This window comes from Acinetobacter sp. ABJ-A23_2 (genome assembly GCF_044538765.1).
Classification (GTDB): Bacteria; Pseudomonadota; Gammaproteobacteria; order Pseudomonadales; family Moraxellaceae; genus Acinetobacter; species Acinetobacter nosocomialis_A.
In genome coordinates this window covers 55,001-71,908 of the sequence record NZ_JBIUCP010000008.1, presented here as the reverse complement: position 1 = coordinate 71,908, position 16,908 = coordinate 55,001, and the positions used below count along the sequence as shown (strand labels likewise).

The 16,908-nt window shown below is 39.1% G+C and carries 17 protein-coding genes; 11 read left to right on the top strand and 6 right to left on the bottom strand.

Annotated elements, in window-relative coordinates:
- Nucleotides 1-191 precede the first annotated feature (191 nt).
- The 5 genes from ACH63V_RS04825 (at nucleotide 192) to ACH63V_RS04805 (ending at nucleotide 4,460) form a co-directional block, all read left to right on the top strand.
- The gene (locus tag ACH63V_RS04825; protein WP_396462893.1) at nucleotides 192-1,220 is read left to right on the top strand and encodes a LysR family transcriptional regulator; all 1,029 of its coding nucleotides are present in this window, start codon (nucleotides 192-194) and stop codon (nucleotides 1,218-1,220) included.
- Between the two features lie 177 nt (nucleotides 1,221-1,397).
- Nucleotides 1,398-2,183: an ABC transporter substrate-binding protein gene (locus tag ACH63V_RS04820; RefSeq protein ID WP_002049251.1), complete on the top strand. Its 786-nt coding sequence runs from the start codon at nucleotides 1,398-1,400 to the stop codon at nucleotides 2,181-2,183.
- 91 nt (nucleotides 2,184-2,274) lie between these two features.
- Nucleotides 2,275-2,964, top strand: coding sequence for an ABC transporter permease (locus ACH63V_RS04815; protein ID WP_396462892.1), 690 nt, complete (start codon nucleotides 2,275-2,277; stop codon nucleotides 2,962-2,964).
- Nucleotides 2,961-3,674, top strand: coding sequence for an ABC transporter permease (locus ACH63V_RS04810; RefSeq protein ID WP_396462891.1), 714 nt, complete (start codon nucleotides 2,961-2,963; stop codon nucleotides 3,672-3,674). The genes ACH63V_RS04815 and ACH63V_RS04810 overlap by 4 nt, the downstream gene beginning before the upstream one ends.
- 9 nt (nucleotides 3,675-3,683) lie before the next feature.
- Nucleotides 3,684-4,460, top strand: coding sequence for an ABC transporter ATP-binding protein (locus ACH63V_RS04805; RefSeq protein WP_396462890.1), 777 nt, complete (start codon nucleotides 3,684-3,686; stop codon nucleotides 4,458-4,460).
- A 68-nt stretch (nucleotides 4,461-4,528) separates the two neighbouring features.
- Here ACH63V_RS04805 and abeS read toward each other — a convergent pair whose 3' ends face one another.
- The 4 genes from abeS to ACH63V_RS04785 all read right to left on the bottom strand — a co-directional run bounded on the left by abeS (nucleotide 4,529) and on the right by ACH63V_RS04785 (nucleotide 8,254).
- Nucleotides 4,529-4,858 (bottom strand): multidrug efflux SMR transporter AbeS, encoded by a 330-nt coding sequence (gene abeS, locus ACH63V_RS04800; RefSeq protein ID WP_005307063.1) that lies wholly within the window; start codon nucleotides 4,856-4,858, stop codon nucleotides 4,529-4,531.
- A 236-nt stretch (nucleotides 4,859-5,094) separates the two neighbouring features.
- The gene (locus ACH63V_RS04795) at nucleotides 5,095-5,358 is read right to left on the bottom strand and encodes a YfhL family 4Fe-4S dicluster ferredoxin (protein ID WP_002118193.1); all 264 of its coding nucleotides are present in this window, start codon (nucleotides 5,356-5,358) and stop codon (nucleotides 5,095-5,097) included.
- A 2-nt stretch (nucleotides 5,359-5,360) separates the two neighbouring features.
- Nucleotides 5,361-6,731: a tRNA 5-hydroxyuridine modification protein YegQ gene (yegQ, locus tag ACH63V_RS04790; protein ID WP_368578358.1), complete on the bottom strand. Its 1,371-nt coding sequence runs from the start codon at nucleotides 6,729-6,731 to the stop codon at nucleotides 5,361-5,363.
- A gap of 56 nt (nucleotides 6,732-6,787) precedes the next feature.
- Complete coding sequence (locus tag ACH63V_RS04785; RefSeq protein ID WP_368578370.1) at nucleotides 6,788-8,254, bottom strand: PLP-dependent aminotransferase family protein; 1,467 nt, start codon at nucleotides 8,252-8,254, stop codon at nucleotides 6,788-6,790.
- A gap of 230 nt (nucleotides 8,255-8,484) precedes the next feature.
- Between ACH63V_RS04785 and ACH63V_RS04780 the strand changes: the two genes are divergently transcribed.
- A complete protein-coding gene (locus ACH63V_RS04780; RefSeq protein WP_368578356.1) occupies nucleotides 8,485-9,354 on the top strand; it encodes a PhzF family phenazine biosynthesis protein in 870 nt (289 codons plus the stop codon).
- A gap of 53 nt (nucleotides 9,355-9,407) precedes the next feature.
- Here the strand turns inward: ACH63V_RS04780 and ACH63V_RS04775 are convergent, their stop codons facing one another.
- The gene (locus ACH63V_RS04775; RefSeq protein ID WP_002118187.1) at nucleotides 9,408-10,187 is read right to left on the bottom strand and encodes a ferredoxin--NADP reductase; all 780 of its coding nucleotides are present in this window, start codon (nucleotides 10,185-10,187) and stop codon (nucleotides 9,408-9,410) included.
- A 104-nt stretch (nucleotides 10,188-10,291) separates the two neighbouring features.
- Between ACH63V_RS04775 and tsaA the strand changes: the two genes are divergently transcribed.
- Complete coding sequence (gene tsaA / locus ACH63V_RS04770) at nucleotides 10,292-11,020, top strand: tRNA (N6-threonylcarbamoyladenosine(37)-N6)-methyltransferase TrmO (protein ID WP_396462907.1); 729 nt, start codon at nucleotides 10,292-10,294, stop codon at nucleotides 11,018-11,020.
- 9 nt (nucleotides 11,021-11,029) lie between these two features.
- On the opposite strand, the gene ACH63V_RS04765 is transcribed toward tsaA, so the two are convergent.
- Nucleotides 11,030-12,298 (bottom strand): MgtC/SapB family protein, encoded by a 1,269-nt coding sequence (locus tag ACH63V_RS04765; RefSeq protein ID WP_396462889.1) that lies wholly within the window; start codon nucleotides 12,296-12,298, stop codon nucleotides 11,030-11,032.
- A 288-nt stretch (nucleotides 12,299-12,586) separates the two neighbouring features.
- On the opposite strand from ACH63V_RS04765, the gene ACH63V_RS04760 reads away from it, so the two are divergent.
- The 4 genes from ACH63V_RS04760 to ACH63V_RS04745 all read left to right on the top strand — a co-directional run bounded on the left by ACH63V_RS04760 (nucleotide 12,587) and on the right by ACH63V_RS04745 (nucleotide 16,900).
- On the top strand, nucleotides 12,587-14,344 hold the full coding sequence (locus tag ACH63V_RS04760) for a GspE/PulE family protein (RefSeq protein ID WP_019457134.1): 1,758 nt from the start codon (nucleotides 12,587-12,589) through the stop codon (nucleotides 14,342-14,344).
- 75 nt (nucleotides 14,345-14,419) lie between these two features.
- On the top strand, nucleotides 14,420-14,779 hold the full coding sequence (locus ACH63V_RS04755; RefSeq protein ID WP_263614171.1) for a NirD/YgiW/YdeI family stress tolerance protein: 360 nt from the start codon (nucleotides 14,420-14,422) through the stop codon (nucleotides 14,777-14,779).
- A gap of 103 nt (nucleotides 14,780-14,882) precedes the next feature.
- A complete protein-coding gene (locus tag ACH63V_RS04750) occupies nucleotides 14,883-15,545 on the top strand; it encodes a response regulator transcription factor (RefSeq protein ID WP_396462888.1) in 663 nt (220 codons plus the stop codon).
- Nucleotides 15,542-16,900 carry a sensor histidine kinase gene (locus tag ACH63V_RS04745; RefSeq protein WP_396462887.1) on the top strand — a complete coding sequence of 453 codons (1,359 nt, stop codon included), beginning with the start codon at nucleotides 15,542-15,544 and terminating at the stop codon, nucleotides 16,898-16,900. The genes ACH63V_RS04750 and ACH63V_RS04745 overlap by 4 nt, the downstream gene beginning before the upstream one ends.
- Nucleotides 16,901-16,908: the final 8 nt, after the last annotated feature.

Sequence of the window (16,908 nt, the reverse complement as noted above, 5' to 3'; positions counted from 1 at the left end):
CTCCTAGTTATTTGGATACCTGTTTTCAGACTTTTAGTTTTGGTCCGTATGGGAGAAACAGGGTTTATGGGATGGACGGAGCATAAAAGTTTGTCAATCACGAATAAATATATTAAATTCGATAACACTATTCGTATTTTTATAACAATTGATGTGTTTGATTAAATAAATGCATTGATAGGAGTGTGTGTGTGGATCTATTTCATGCCATGAAAGTATTTAACAAAGTTGTCGAAACAAATAGTTTCAGTTTAGCGGCTGACAGTTTAGGCCTACCGCGTGCTTCTGTGACTACAACCATTCAGGCTTTAGAGAAACATTTACAAGTTCGCTTATTAAACCGCACCACTCGTAAACTCAGTTTGACACCAGATGGCGCGGTTTATTATGAACGGACCGCGCGAATTTTGGCCGATGTCGAAGACGTAGAATCAACTTTTCATGATTCTGAACGAGGACCCCGAGGACGACTGCGCATTGATGTTAAAGCTTCAATTGGGCGGTTGATTCTGATTCCGATGCTGTGTGATTTTCATGCCAAGTACCCCGATATTGATTTGGTGATTGGCATGAGTGATCGTCCAGTCGATTTAGTTCAAGATGCGGTGGACTGTGTCATTCGTATTGGTCAATTGAAAGATTCAAGTTTAGTTGCACGTCGTATCGGAACAATTCAGTGTGTGACAGTAGCTGCGCCACGTTATTTGATGGAACATGGCGAACCAAGAACCATTGAAGACTTACAAAAACATCAAGTGGTACATTATTTTAACAGCCGTACCGGACGCAATATCGATTGGGATTTCATGGTGAACGGTGAAATTCATAGTGTCGGTGTGAAGGGACGTGTTTCTGTTAACGATGGCGATTCATATATTGATTTGGCAGTACAAGGTTTTGGCCTCATTCAATGTCCATATTACATGGTGGCAAAACATTTAGAGTCTGGTGCTCTTAGAGAGGTGTTGACTGAATGGTTACCTGCGCCTATGCCAATATCAGTCGTTTATCTACAAAACCGTCATTTATCGCCTAAAGTCCGTGTATTTGTAGATTGGGTAGCCGAATTATTTGCAGGTTGTCCATTGCTGAGTGGTTGCTCAATGTCATTAGATCAAAAATGTGAATTTACCAGTGCCAAAGAACATAACCATGAATACACCATTCGGACATTGGTTGAAAATGAAAATATGGCAGAGGCTTACACACTCAAAAACTAACTTAAAATTTGAGTGATTTTTCAACATTTAATGGGGTAGTACGATCAGCTGTTTTGATATCTTCATAAATCCTTAATTTACTGGTATAGAAATTGCAATTATTACGGCAGAAGAGTAATTTAGAAATTGCTCAAGTTTTTTTATCACCTTATTTGGATTTTAAGGAGAAGCTTCAATATGGCAAGCTTTATGAAAAAAATGTTCGTTTCAACAACCTTGGTTTTGGCTGCTGTTGCAACGAATGTTCAAGCAAAGGATTGGAAGGTGATTCGTTTTGGTACTGAGTCGTCTTATGCTCCATTTGAATATAAAACACCAGATGGCAAATTAACTGGTTTTGATGTTGATTTGGGTAATGCCATTTGTGCAAAACTCAAAGCTAAGTGTGTTTGGGTTGAAAACTCTTTTGACGGAATGATTCCGGCACTTAAAGCGAAAAAATTTGATGGCATTCTTTCATCAATGACAGTGACTGATGAACGTGCAAAACAAATTTTATTTAGTAGCAAAATCTACAATACGCCAACGCGTATGGTTGCAAAGAAAGGCTCACCGTTATTGCCAACGCCTACTTCATTGAAAGGTAAGCGTGTAGGGGTACAACAGGGCACAATTCAAGAAACATATGCTAAAACCTATTGGGCTCCAAAAGGTGTGAGTGTTGTACCTTATCCAACTCAAGACTTGATTTACCAAGACATGATGTCTGGTCGTTTGGATGCAACTTTACAAGATGCAATCATGGTTGATGGCGCTTTCTTAAAACAACCAAAAGGTAAAAACTTCAGTTTTGCTGGTGGCAATGTGGTTGATGTCAAAACACTAGGTGTAGGCGCAGCTATTGGTTTACGCAAAGAAGATGCAGATTTGAAAGCGAATATTGACAAAGCTTTAGCTGCAATCATTGCTGATGGCACATACAAGAAACTCGAGAAAAAATACTTCTCTTTTAGCATTTACTAATGATGTGAAAAATGTCGGCTGAGTGCCGACATTTTTAAATCTATTCTCATCTCATCAATATTAGATATTGTTTTTAAGGAGAAGATGAGTCATGTCTTTGTCTGGCTATGGGCCACTCCTTCTCAGCGGAACATGGATGACCATACAGCTTGCGCTGTTATCACTCTTGCTTTCTGTCATTATTGGCTTAATTGGTGCGAGTTCAAAACTCTCTAATATTAAAGCTTTACGTTATATTGCGACCGCCTATACCACGCTCATCCGTAGTGTGCCTGACTTAGTGATTATGCTGCTGTTATTTTATAGCTTGCAGTTGGGTCTAAACCAAATTACTGAAGCACTGCAAATGGACCAGATTGATATCAACCCATTTGTGGCTGGTGTGATTACTTTAGCGTTCATTTATGGTGCATATTTTACCGAGACCTTTCGTGGTGCATTTCAATCGGTTCCAACGGGTCAAATTGAAGCAGCAATGGCCTATGGGATGACGCCGTGGCAGGTTTTTCACCGTGTATTATTCCCTCAAATGATGCGTTTTGCACTGCCTGGCATTGGTAACAACTGGCAAGTTTTGATTAAAGCGACCGCACTGGTTTCTATTATTGGCCTGACTGATATTGTAAAAATTACACAAGATGCGGGTAGAAGTACCATGCAACTGTTCTTTTTCAGCATCGTCGCTGCTGCCATTTATTTGGCAATTACCACCGTGTCCAACCTGATTTTAATGTGGCTTGAACGTCGTTATTCTGCTGGTGTAAGGAAGGGACAATTATGATTGAAATCCTTCAACAATATTGGCAGGCATACCTTTGGACCGATGGCCTACAAATGACCGGTGTCGCGATGACTGCTTGGTTATTGGTGCTTTCTATTGGTATTGGCTTTGTGCTTGCTGTGCCTTTATCACTTGCACGAGTATCAGAAAATATCTGGTTGCGTGGTCCAGTTTGGTTGTTTACTTATGTGTTTCGTGGAACACCACTGTACATCCAATTGTTAATTATTTACTCGGGCATTTATAGCTTTGATTATGTCCATGAACATCAAGCGCTCGATGCATTCTTTCGAGAGGGCATAAATTGCACCATTTTGGCATTCGCGCTCAATACTGGTGCATATACAACTGAAATCTTCGCTGGAGCGATTCGCTCTATTCCACATGGTGAGATTGAAGCCGCCCAAGCTTTTGGAATGTCAAAATGGAAACTCTACACACGTATTATCATCCCATCGATGTTACGCCGTGCTTTACCGTTTTATGGTAACGAAGTCATTTTGATGTTGCACGCGACAACCATTGCATTTACAGCAACTGTTCCTGACATTTTAAAAATTGCGCGTGATGTAAATGCGGCAACCTATGACACTTTCAATGCTTTTGGAATTGCCGCGGTGTTATATGCAGTGTTGGCATTTATTTTGATTTGGATATTTCGTAAGTTGGAAAAACGTTGGTTGGCATTTTTAAAGCCATCGAATCATTAGGAGACATAAATGGAACACGTTGCAAAACTAGTGATTCGTGATTTACACAAAACATTTGGCGATCATGAAGTACTAAAAGGGATATCACTTGATGCAAATGCTGGCGATGTAATTAGTATTATTGGTTCATCGGGTTCAGGTAAAAGTACTTTACTCCGCTGCATTAACTTTTTGGAACAACCGAGCAATGGCACGATTAAGCTCAATGGTGAAAAACTACGCACAGTCTTTGATAAAAAAGGCAATTTAAAAGTAGTTGAACCAAAGCAACTACAAAAAATGCGTACGCAGCTCATGATGGTGTTTCAGCATTTTAATTTGTGGTCTCACATGACAGTGCTGGAAAATGTAATTGAAGGGCCGATTCACGTACTTGGGGTAAAACGTGCTGAAGCAGAAGAGCGTGCACGCAAATATCTACGCAAAGTTGGATTACCTGAAACTGTTGAAAGTAAATATCCGGCATTTTTATCTGGTGGTCAGCAGCAACGTGTAGCGATTGCTCGTGCTTTGGCTATGGAACCAGAAGTTATGTTGTTCGATGAACCAACCAGCGCGCTTGATCCAGAGTTGGTGGGTGAAGTACTAAAAGTAATGCAGGGCTTGGCTGAAGAAGGACGTACTATGATTGTGGTGACACATGAAATGGGCTTCGCGCGTCATGTATCTAATCAAGTGATTTTCTTGCATCAAGGGAAAATTGAGGAACAGGGCCATCCTGATCAAGTACTCAATAACCCGAAAAGTGAGCGTCTAAAACAATTTTTGACGGGCAGTTTGAAATAAGCTGTTCATACCGAGTAAGATGAAATTTTTTATAAAAAGAGTTTCATCGTACTCGGTTTATTTATATTTTATAAATGGGTATTTTTAGAAAACACATTAATAATCACAATACCTGCAATCATTAAAGTAAGACCAATACAGGCTGCCAAGTCTAAATGCTGTTTGTAAAATATCCAGCCAATTGCAGAAATTAAAATAATACCCGCACCCGACCAAATGGCATATGCAATCCCGATCGGAATTGTTTTTAGCGTCAGGGATAATAAATAAAAAGCAATTGCATAGCCCACAACAGTAACGATGGACGGAATGGGAACAGTAAAACCTTGAGATGCTTTTAAGGCTGAAGTTGCAATGACTTCACAAGCAATCGCAATTGCTAAATAAAGATAAGACATGGGGAGCTACGCCAGAAAGAGTTTTAATCAATCTATATGAAATGTTGAAATGGTTAGACCAGTTTTAACGATTGTGCAATTTTTGGGGTACAAAAATACCAGTAAAACAAACTGAACTGATCATTTGATTTTATCATTAGCAAAGTGGCTTAAGCTATTTATTCATTTATTTAATCATTGATCTGTATAGTCATTTAAGAGGATCAGCCACCTTAGCCTGATCCTCGATAGACTTTTTAAGAGATAGATTCGCCGAGTATATTTAAATCCTTAAATTTCTCTAGCAGTTGCTCTTTATTTTCAATATGTGCAGGGTCTGGTTTTATGCAATCGATAGGGCAAACCGCCTTACATGTGGGTGCATCATAAAAGCCTACACATTCGGTACAACGAAGTGGATCAATTTCATAAACTTTGTTGCCTTCAAAAATAGCTGTATTGGGGCATTCCGGTAAGCACATATCACAATTGATACAGTCATTCGTAATCAAAAGTGCCATGTTTAACTCGCTGAATAAGCTAATGTTGAGGCAGTAATGTTTTCCTTAGCATGCGGCAAATTGCGTATGAGTAGGGCATAACTAACATCAACATCTTGTGAAAGTGGAATCTCAACAAAATGCCCCGAACCTTTAGCATCGGTAATTGGGTTACCTTTTAAATCGCGCATTTCGGTTAAAGTAAAGGTGATATTGCCTTGAGGCGTCATCAGCTCAAGTGAGTCGCCAACCACAAAACGGTTTTTAACTTCAATACGAATATAATCACCGTAACGCTCTAAAACCTCTCCACAAAATTGTTGGTAGTCAAAATGTGATGAACCATCGGCATAGTTTTGATATTCACTATGTACATGACGTCTTAAAAAGCCTTCGGTATAACCACGATTTGCCAAACCTTCAAGCTGGCTCATTAAGCTTGGGTCAAATGGTTTGCCTGCTAAAGCATCATCAATAGCTTTTCGATAAATTTGGGCGGTACGGGCACAGTAAAAATAGGATTTAGTACGGCCTTCAATTTTTAGTGAGGCAATCCCCATTTTGGTTAAACGATCTACATGTTGTACCGCACGTAAATCTTTAGAGTTCATAAAATAAGTGCCGTGTTCATCTTCTTCAGCCGCAAACATTTCTTCATCATTGCGTTGTACCAGCAGCGTTTGAGTCGAGGTTGTTTCTAATTGTGCTGATGAGCAGCAAGACTTTTCTGACTCATTAAGCTGAGTAACTGGAATCACATCTCCATTTGCATCTTCTTGGGCTTCATGCAACTTATAGTCCCAACGGCAAGCATTGGTACAAGCACCTTGGTTGGCATCACGCTTGTTCATATAACCGGAAAGTAAGCAGCGGCCTGAGTAGGCCATGCATAGAGCACCATGTACAAAAACTTCGAGTTCAATATCGGGTACGTATTGCTGGATTTCTTCTATTTCTTCTAAAGATAACTCACGCGATAAAATCACACGGTTTAGACCATAATCTTTCCAAAATTTAACAGTGGCCCAGTTAATAGCGTTGGCTTGAACCGATAGATGAATTTGCACTTCTGGAAAATGCTCACGTACCATCATGATTAAGCCCGGGTCAGACATAATGAGTGCATCTGGTTGCATGGCTATAATTGGTTCAAGATCACGAATAAAGTTTTTTAATTTGCTGTTATGTGGCTGAATATTCACTACAACATAAAACTTTTTACCCAAAGCATGGGCTTCATCAATTCCGATTTTTAAGTTGTCATGATCAAAAGCATTATTACGCACACGTAAACTGTAACGTGGTTGGCCGGCATATACGGCATCTGCACCATAGGCAAAAGCATAGCGCATGTTTTTAAGTGAACCTGCGGGAGAGAGAAGCTCAGTTTTCATAAAATAAAAGGCATAAAAAATATATGGTTTTATTTTATTAACTCCAGATTTGGGATTCAACCTACTGAATTAGTAGGGATTTGATCATTATCCTTTTGTACGGGCAGCATATTTTTTGCTAGCTCTCCTAAGCGCATCAAAGCATTTAACATTTTGGGATTTAACTCAAAACAAGCTGCTATACGTAAACAATGACTAAAACGTTTATCAGCTGAACACAAAATTCCCGGCATACATAAGATTTTTTCATCCATTGCCTGATGAAACAGTTCTAGTGTGTCAATTGATTCGGGGAGCTCTAACCATAAAATAAATCCCGCTTGCGGTCGACTGACTCGAGTACCGAGTGGAAAATAACGACATATATAAGATTTGATGGTGTCAATTTGTTGTTGATAGCGTTTTTTAAGATGCCTTAAGTGCAGGTCATAACCTCCATTCTCTAAGAAAAGCCCTAAAGTTTCCGTGAGCAAAGCCGGTTCAGCAACAGTGGTTGTTAATTTAATTTGCTGCACAATATTACGAAAACGCCCAGCTTCTAACCAACCAATTCGATAGTCGGGTGCTACGGTTTTCGTATAGCTACCACAGACCAAAACCCATCCATTTTGGTCAAATGCCTTAATGTTGGGTAAGAGCGGTTCAGTCAGTTGCAGTTCGGCGTACATCGCATCTTCAATGACGGGAACGTGAAATTGATTGGCTAGCTCTGCCACGCGACGGCGGTTGCTTTCAGGAATGCTAAAACCGAGAGGATTGTGTCCTGTTGGAATGGTTAATATGGCTTGTACACTTTTAGATTTTAACAGTTCTTCAAGAGCATCAAGGCACATACCTGTATGTGGCGAAGTCGGCACTTCTACAATTTTTCGGCCTAAATTATGAAGCAGTGGGTACAGGTTATGAAAAGTAGGGATCTCAAGAGCAATGCTGTCACCTGCTTGGGTGGTTGCCATAATCGCAAGACTTAAAGCTTCCATGGTGCCATGAGTGAGTACAATATCATCTGCTGAAAGAAACATACCAAGCTGTAAACTTCGCCTCGCAATTTGAGTACGTAAACGTATAGAGCCGGGCGGTAAAGTATAGTTTTTAAAAATATCTGGCTGTGTCCGTAAAACTTGAGCAGTTAAGCGTTTTAAGCGTTCAATTGGATAGAAATTTTCACCTGTAGGGCAAGCTAAGGCCAAATTGACATAGTCGGGGTCCATCTGCTTTTTAACAATTTGTGCGAGAAAACAGCTAATTCCTGAAAGAGATACTTTTTCTTCACTGACATAACGCTCTTCGAGCTCTAGTAAGTTTGAAGGTGCATGACAAACATAGTAGCCAGACTGTGGACGAACAGAAATCAATCCTTGATCTTCAAGCTGGCGATAAGCTTCTTTTACGGTGTTTATGCTGACCTGATAATGATTTGCACAGTCGCGAATTGATGGTAAGCGTGAACCAATAGGCTGCCTGCCATTCTGAATTTGAAGGGTTAGGTCATCACTCACTTTTTTATATTTGTACATGTCAATTCATTAAAAAGCCAAAGTAATGGATACACTTTATCGTGATCTTTTATTTAACTCAAATATTGTGATTACTTTAGATTTTTCGGTTTATTTATAATTTAAAATTAGAAACTGTGTCTGTTATTTTTCATATGAACTGATACTGTGACCATTAAAAATAAATTAGTAAGATCAAGAAATGGTGAGGACTTAAAAACCATATTTTTTAATATTAAAATCAGTAGGAGAGGTCTATGTCTGTTGTTGCATTTAAACAAGTTGATGTTTTTACTTCACAAGCATTTAAAGGAAATCCTGTTGCGGTCATTATGGACGCCAGCACCTTAACGTCTGAGCAGATGCAAGCCATTGCGAACTGGACCAATCTTTCTGAAACCACATTTGTACTCCCTGCGAGCGATTCACAAGCTGACTATCAGGTTCGAATTTTTACTCCACAAAGTGAATTGCCATTTGCAGGCCATCCTACAATTGGTACTGCCTATGCTTTGCTTGAGGCGGGTCTAATTAAAGCGAAAGAAGGTAAGCTGGTACAGCAGTGCGGTGCTGGTTTGGTGACTCTGACCGTGAGTGAATCAAGTCATATTTCATTTGAACTACCTAAGCCTAAAATTACTCCACTAGATGCAATGCACACTGAGAAATTAGCAGAAATTTTAAAATGTGAAATTAATACTCAGTGGAACGCTACATTGGTAGATGTAGGGGCGCGCTGGATTGTATTACAAGCTGTTAATGCTGAGGCTGTTCTAGATAGCCAACCAGACTTTGCCGCTTTAAAAGAACATGATTTAGAAATGAAAGTCACGGGTGCGACAGTTTTTGGTTTTCATGAAAATAATGATGAACAAAAACACATAGAAGTTCGTTCATTTGCCCCTTCATGTGGAATAAATGAAGATCCTGTTTGTGGTAGTGGTAATGGTAGCGTAGCTTCATTTATTCGTTATTATGGGATTCTTCCTGCACAAAATGATGTCGTACTTTCTTCACAAGGTGGGGCAGTAGGCCGAGATGGACAGCTTCAACTTGAATTGTATCAAGATAAAATTTTAGTGGGTGGAACCGCTGTTACCTGTATTGATGGCACAATCAAGTTATAAAACACATATAAAAAAACCGAGGACTTTACCTCGGTTTTTTATTTAGAAAAATCTTATTTTTCTACGAACGCACGCTCAATCACGTAGTCACCCATTTCACCCATACGAGGTGATTCAACTAAACCATGTTGGTCAAGTAATGCAGCAACATCTTTTAAGAATGCAGGGCTACCGCAAAGCATTGCACGGTCAGTTTCACGGTTGAAACGTGGCAAACCAATTTTTTCAAATAAAGCACCAGTTTCAATTGCAGTTGTTACACGGCCTTGAGTGTGGAAAGGCTCACGAGTAACAGTAGGGTAGTAAACAAGTTTGTCTTTAATACCTAATTCTTCAAAGAATTCATGGTTTGGTAATTCGTTTAAGATTAGGTCTTGATACGCTAATTCAGAAATATAGCGTGTACCATGAACAACGATTACTTTTTCAAAGCGTTCGTAAGTTTCTGGGTCACGAATAATTGATAAGAATGGCGCAAGACCAGTACCAGAAGATAAAAGGTATAAGTTTTTACCTGGTAAAAGGTCATCATGAACCAATGTACCTGTCGGTTTTTTAGAAACTAAAATTTCGTCACCAACTTGTACTTTTTGCAAAATCGAAGTTAAAGGACCGTCTTGTACTTTAATTGAGAAGAACTCTAACTCTTCTTCGTAGTTCGCACTTGCAATCGAATATGCACGCATTAACGGTTTGCCATTCACTTCAAGTCCGATCATTACGAACTGACCATTTTTAAAACGTAAGCTAGTGTCGCGTGTAGTTTTAAAACTGAAAAGGGTGTCATTCCAGTGGTGCACATGAGTAATGCGTTCAACGTTAAAAGCAGCCATTAAAGGTCTCGATCACGATTAAAAGAAAACAGATAGCTATTCTAATATAATTTCATTCCCGATAAACTGAATATATTTAATTGTGTTTATAAGAAAAAGTGATGATGAATTCTGTCACCCTTCCAATAGTCGGGCACATGTGCTCACCTTTTCGAGAAAAATTTGGTATTCCACGCCAACCTAATTTGGTCAATATCGAGTCTTATATTGAAATGGTAGAACCTTATAATGACTTATTGGCTTTTGAAGGAATTGAACAATTTACCCATCTCTGGCTCATCTGGCAGTTTCATGACAATAAAAATCAGGAGACTGCAACTAAGTTTCGGCCTCAGGTTCGCCCACCACGATTAGGTGGTAATGAAAAAATTGGTGTGTTTGCAACACGCAGCATGTATCGTCCAGCGCCTGTGGGTTTATCTGTAGTACGTTTAAAAAAGGTTGAAAAAGTCGGTAAGTCATTAAGAGTGTATGTTACTGGCAGTGATTTACTAAATGGCACCCCAATTTTAGATATTAAACCTTATATTCAATATTCAGATGCCATTGTTGATGCTCAAAGTGGCTATGCACAAGCTGAACCAGAACGAAAGTCGGTCATATGGTCGGAAAGTGCACTCACTACCCAGCAATATCTTTTAAAGAATAAAAAAATTAATACGCAATATCTTGATGAATTAGAACAAGTACTGGCTTTAGACCCTAGACCTGCCTATCAAGAAGACCCTGAACGAGTATATAAAATGAAATTTTCGAGTTTTGATATTCATTTTAAAGTGAATGATAATGTAATTACAGTTGTGGATATGGTGGAAGATACTTCGTGTGTTTAAAAGTAAGATTTAAAACCAATGTATGTTCATCCATAGCAGGCTAATCAATATTGTCATGTGAATCAGTTGGGCGGGAACAAAAGCAAGGGCGTAGTGTATTCCACCTGAAATAGCTGAGTTAATGCTCTTAGCAATTGCATGCACAGCAAAGCCGCCCATAAAAGCAATGAGTAGCGAGGTATTAGCGTTATTCGGTTCTCCTTGTACAATCACTGCTGCAATTGCTGCATGTATTTCAAACAAAGAAGCGAGTAGAGTCCCTGCAATTAAACCAGCATCTCCTAAATATAGACTTAGACCATAAACGCCTGCCTGAATGAGCGTAAGTGTTCCTGCAATAATGACAGCTTCTTTTAAGCTGAACATTCTGGAATCTAGCTCGGGTGAACTCGTACTTGGTCCTGCCTTATGTAATAAAATAAAAGCCCATACTGCTAAAAAAGCCAATGCAATGAGTGTAGGAAATATAATGAATTTGAACCATGCTAGGCTAATTCCAACTACAATAATTAAAGTCTGAATGAGTGTGGAAACGCACGACATCAATGCTGCACCTGCATTTGTTTTTGCATTGGCACGACCAGAACGGACTTCTAAACCTAGACTTGCGATAGTGGCTGTACTTGAAACGAAACCAGAGGCTAAGGAAGAGAGTAATAAAGCATTTTTCGATGACAAAAGCCGTTTTGCAATATGTGCGAGCGCTTGCACAAATAAAATTAAAGTCAGTAATTTTAAAATGACATGTGGGTTTAAAACTGGCCCCCAAAAAGGTTTATTGGGGACTAAGGGTAAGGCAATTAAAAGTAGGGCAAGTAAAAAAATCCCGTCACGTAATTCCGATTCGGTAATCCATTGACTGGCAATACCATGCATAGATTGTTTTGCTAATAAAATAATCGTCATGATGACGGCGAGTCCCGCAGCTAACGAGATATTCCAAATACAAAGCGCCCCTATAAAGTAAGTCATAATAAATGCGAGTTCGGTAGTCACGCCTGGGTCATTCGGCTGATTTTTAAGGGAGACAATGCTGATCGCGCCAATAAGTAGAGCGCCTACAATTCCAATTTCAGTACCAAATAAAAAGCAGATTGCACCAAGTAGGGAGCTAATTGCAAAAGAACGAAAACCTGCAAAGGTTTTATATTCATGTTTGAGCTTGCTTCTTTCACGTTCCAGACCAATTAATAAACCGCAGCCCAATGCAGCAGCAATGATAGTGATAAATTCTTCAAAAGATGCAGTTTGTAATGACATTGTCATTGGAAGATTCATGATACTTCCTCATTGGTTTATTGTTATATACAGGTGTTAATCATATTTAAATCATGTATTCATATTCAGTGTATGCTTTTTATTGTATTGAGCCTAGTCTCTTTTTTAATCAAACTATCATAATAAATATCTTTATAAATATGATCTATGCCACAAAACAATAATAAGTTGAGAATTGGTTTAATTAATTGAAGTTAAAAGGTATTTAAAAGCTGAATTTGGAAATTTTCATACCAGTTAAATCTAAAACATCTCTGCTATATTATAAAAATATATTGGGGATAACACATGAATGCACATGTAGAAATAGACGCACATTGGTGTCTAGAACAATTATTACAAGAAGGTCGTATTACTGAGCGTGACAAATTACTAGTACAAACGACAAATAGACAAAAAGATCAACTGAAATGGCATCCATTACAGTGGATTGCACATTTTAATTTAAAAGACCAACACCACGTACAAGCGCATTTAAGTTTAAACCGTCTGTGCCAATGGTTTGCCGATCGAGCACAATTACCTTTATTTGTGATCGATCCTTTAAAGGCTGATGTCAGCGCTTTAACTCAAGTCATGTCACAAGAGTTTGCGATTCGAAACCACATTTTAGCTGTAGAAGTCCATGCGGACCGAATTGTGATTGGTACCGACCAGCCTTTTAAAATAGATTGGTTAAACAATTTGGAACGAAGTTTGGCACCGAAAAAAATTGAACGGGTACTGCTTAATCCCGAACAGTTGCAACGTTATTTACGAGAGTATTATCAGGTTAGCCGGGCAGTAAACTCAGCTCAGAAAGATGCTGCGCATGACCGTGATAACAAAGGGGTAGAAGCGCTTTTACAACTTGGTGATAGCCAAAACCCTGATGCCAATGATCAACACATTGTAAAATTGGTTGACTGGATTTTACAGTTTGCGTTTGAACAAAGTGCCAGTGACATTCACATGGAACCACGAAAAGACAATGGTAAAGTTCGGTTCCGTATTGATGGCGTTTTACACACTATTTATAACATGCCATCAAATACACTAACCGCCGTGATATCCCGAATTAAAATTTTAGGGCGGCTAAATGTAGCGGAAAAGCGTAAACCGCAAGATGGTCGCTTAAAAACACGCACACCTAAAGGGCAAGAAACTGAACTCCGTTTATCGACCTTACCAACAGCGTTTGGTGAAAAACTGGTGATGCGTATTTTCGATCCAGATGTATTGGTACGCTCTTTTCAGCAACTGGGTTTTGATCAGTCATTGCTTCAACAATGGCAACGCATAACACAAAATAGTCACGGCATTATTTTGGTTACTGGGCCAACAGGTTCGGGTAAAACGACAACGCTATATTCTTCTTTAAAGCAACTTGCAACTGATCAAGTCAATGTCTGTACCATTGAAGACCCGATTGAAATGCTAGAACCTAGTTTTAACCAAATGCAGGTCAATAATGCAATTGATCTGGGTTTTGCTGATGGTGTGCGTGCTTTAATGCGTCAAGACCCCGACATTATTATGATTGGGGAAATTCGTGACCAAGACACTGCAAATATGGCTATTCAAGCTGCACTCACAGGTCATTTGGTACTGTCAACTTTACATACCAATGATGCACCGTCTAGTTTGACTCGTTTACACGATTTAGGCGTACAACCCTTTTTAACAGCAGCAACTATTTTAGGTGTATTGGCACAGCGTTTGGTGCGACAGCTTTGTCCGCACTGCAAGCAACAAACTCATATTAATGAAGATGAATGGCAACACCTAACATTTGACTACATTATGGAAATGCCCGAAAAAGTTTATCAAGCCGTAGGGTGTGAACAATGCCGACATACTGGTTATAAGGGGCGAGTGGGTATTTATGAGTTTATGCCTGTTAGTCTTGAGCTTAAGCATCTGATTGGTAGTCATGCGACATTAAATGAATTAAGAAGCCAAACTAAAAAAGAAAGTGTAGAGCCTTTGAGAATTGCTGGAGCGCATAAAGTCATAGAAGGGCTTACCACTTTAGAAGAGGTACTACGCGTTGTACCCTTAAATTAAATTTTTCTTAAGATTCACCTCATCTATGCTTGTTGTACTTATGCCATTCCAAGATGTAATCAAATAGGTGATTTTATGAAAATATTTAAAGTGATCTTGATGACTGCTGGTTTGGCAACTGCTGGCATGGTTATGGCAAATATACCTTTGAACCATGCAGCAATTACTCCAGCAACCGTAACGACTGTTAAGCAAGCTTTAACAGCAAAAGACAATACGCCTGTAAAACTGCATGGACAAGTGGTGAAATCTTTAGGGGATGAAAAATATCAGTTCCGTGATAAAACGGGCACTATTACCATTGATGTAGATGATGAACTTTGGCAAGGTCATCCTATTTCCCCAACGACTAATATTGGTCTAGTGGGTGAAGTCGATATAGACCTGAAACCGTTAAAACGTGTAGAAATTGATGTAGAACAAGTCCAGTTCTAACATTGGATTTTACTTATACGATTTATAGCCGCACAAATGATGCGGCTTTGCTTTTTTAATAAAGGCTTGGCAAGATCAGGTCAGAATATAATAGGAAAAATAGATGAGAATTTTGCTTGCAGAAGATGATCGCTCTCAAGCGGAAAGTATTCAATCTTGGTTAGAATTAGACGGTTATCAAGTCGATTGGGTTGAAAGAGGCGATTATGCCCTGACTGCCATTGAGCAGCATGACTATGACTGTATTTTACTTGATCGAGGCCTACCACAACTCGAGGGTGAAAAAGTTCTAACCACAATCCGTTATAAACAAAAAAATGTACCTGTCATTTTTATTACAGCGCGTGACAGCATTCAAGACCGAGTAGAGGGGCTAGATTTAGGTGCAAATGACTACTTGGTTAAACCTTTTAGCTTAGAAGAGTTATCTGCCCGTATTCGAGCTCAATTACGCAAACAAACTTTGAGCCAGCAATCGGTTTTAACATGGGGAGATTTACACCTCGATACTCAAGCGAAAGTTGTATTATTTGCTGGCAATTCGATCGATTTAACAGCAAAAGAGTTCCAAATCTTACGCAAGCTGATGGTTCATCCTGAACATATTATTACGCGTGATCAGTTAGAAGAAGCGCTCTATGCATGGGGTGACGAGATTGAAAGTAATGCGATAGAAGTTTTTATTTATCAACTTCGAAAAAAAATCGGAAGTAGCAGTATTAAAACCATACGGGGACTAGGCTACCGTATGGGAGATTTAAAATGAAATCGAATCGTTCCTCTTTGCAATCCCAACTGGTTAAAACCACGATGTGGAGTAGTGTGGTGGTGGGGTTATTGGCATTAAGTTTACTCACCATATTTTCGATTTATCACAACATGTCAGTGCAAGATGAAATCATGGATGAAATTTCAGATACCTTGCTGGTTTCTGATCTCTCTAAACATTCTATGAAACAGTTTGACGAGCTCAGTGATGAATTTGATATTCAATATGAATTATTAAACTCTGGTCAATTGCTTACTCATTCTCATACCTATCAACACGAACTTTTTGAACAAGGCAATTTATCAAAAGGTTTTTCATACTTTTGGTTTGATGGTCAGTTATGGCGTAGTCTGGCCACACAACAAAAAGATTCAGAGTTGCAAGTTGAAGTCTTTCAGCCCATGAGTACTCGTGTAGAAGAGGTACTTAAAGCTCTTGCTGGATATAGCGGTCTTATGGTTTTGTTCTGGTTATTACAATGGGTGATTGTAAGTTGGCGTACCGAACAACAATTGGCAGCTCTCAATCTACTCTCTAAACGTATTGCTCAAAAAACTGCATCAAATTTAGAGCCTATTCAAGACCCAGATGTCATTACAGAAATCCAACCTGTTATAGATGCTTTAAACCAGTTACTTGCAAGACTTCAAAGAGCACTTGTTGCTGAACAGCGCTTTACCGCAGATGCTTCGCATGAGTTACGTTCTCCGTTATCTGCCATACAAATGCGCCTTCAGGTTTTACAACGCAAATATCAGCATGTTCCAGAGCTTGACCAAGACTTTGAACGCATCCAAGAAGACGTTTCAAGAAGTACAAAAATTCTTGAAAATTTACTCCTTCTGGCACGTTTGGAGCCTAATGAAACAGAGCAACCGGAACTCTTTAAGAGTGTCATTGATTTAAACCATGTATTGGCTCGAGTAGTTGAAACTGTAAATATTGATGCACAAGCCAAACAAATGGTGATTGAGACAAATATTTTGTCAAATGAAACTAAAGTATTTGCGAATGAAGAGTTACTCTTTATTGCTTTTCGAAATCTATTTGATAACGCGATTCGCTATAGTCCTACTTTAGGATTTATTCATGTTGAACTTAGTCAGTCCCAGCAACAACTGAAAATTTCTATAGAAGACGCTGGAAATGGGGTAGATGATGAAGTTTTAAGACGTCTAGGACAGCGTTTTTTTCGGGTATTAGGTACGCAGCAGCAAGGGTCAGGACTAGGGCTCTCAATTACTAAAAAAATTATTCAACTCCATGGTGGGGAACTACAATTTATGCATGCAAGCCAAGGTGGTTTAAAAGTTGAAGTGACATTGCCTTTTAATTATGAAATACAAAAATAGCATGGTTG

Excerpts from the sequence above, each read along its gene's own strand:
- ACH63V_RS04775 (WP_002118187.1), bottom strand. The coding sequence starts at position 10,187 with ATGGCTGCTTTTAACGTTGAACGCATTACTCATGTGCACCACTGGAAT.
- ACH63V_RS04810 (WP_396462891.1), top strand. The coding sequence starts at position 2,961 with ATGATTGAAATCCTTCAACAATATTGGCAGGCATACCTTTGGACCGAT.
- ACH63V_RS04795 (WP_002118193.1), bottom strand. The coding sequence starts at position 5,358 with ATGGCACTTTTGATTACGAATGACTGTATCAATTGTGATATGTGCTTA.
- ACH63V_RS04755 (WP_263614171.1), top strand. The coding sequence starts at position 14,420 with ATGAAAATATTTAAAGTGATCTTGATGACTGCTGGTTTGGCAACTGCT.
- ACH63V_RS04780 (WP_368578356.1), top strand. The coding sequence starts at position 8,485 with ATGTCTGTTGTTGCATTTAAACAAGTTGATGTTTTTACTTCACAAGCA.
- ACH63V_RS04820 (WP_002049251.1), top strand. The coding sequence starts at position 1,398 with ATGGCAAGCTTTATGAAAAAAATGTTCGTTTCAACAACCTTGGTTTTG.
- abeS (WP_005307063.1), bottom strand. The coding sequence starts at position 4,858 with ATGTCTTATCTTTATTTAGCAATTGCGATTGCTTGTGAAGTCATTGCA.
- ACH63V_RS04760 (WP_019457134.1), top strand. The coding sequence starts at position 12,587 with ATGAATGCACATGTAGAAATAGACGCACATTGGTGTCTAGAACAATTA.
- ACH63V_RS04805 (WP_396462890.1), top strand. The coding sequence starts at position 3,684 with ATGGAACACGTTGCAAAACTAGTGATTCGTGATTTACACAAAACATTT.
- yegQ (WP_368578358.1), bottom strand. The coding sequence starts at position 6,731 with ATGAAAACTGAGCTTCTCTCTCCCGCAGGTTCACTTAAAAACATGCGC.
- ACH63V_RS04815 (WP_396462892.1), top strand. The coding sequence starts at position 2,275 with ATGTCTTTGTCTGGCTATGGGCCACTCCTTCTCAGCGGAACATGGATG.
- tsaA (WP_396462907.1), top strand. The coding sequence starts at position 10,292 with ATGAATTCTGTCACCCTTCCAATAGTCGGGCACATGTGCTCACCTTTT.
- ACH63V_RS04765 (WP_396462889.1), bottom strand. The coding sequence starts at position 12,298 with ATGAATCTTCCAATGACAATGTCATTACAAACTGCATCTTTTGAAGAA.
- ACH63V_RS04745 (WP_396462887.1), top strand. The coding sequence starts at position 15,542 with ATGAAATCGAATCGTTCCTCTTTGCAATCCCAACTGGTTAAAACCACG.
- ACH63V_RS04750 (WP_396462888.1), top strand. The coding sequence starts at position 14,883 with ATGAGAATTTTGCTTGCAGAAGATGATCGCTCTCAAGCGGAAAGTATT.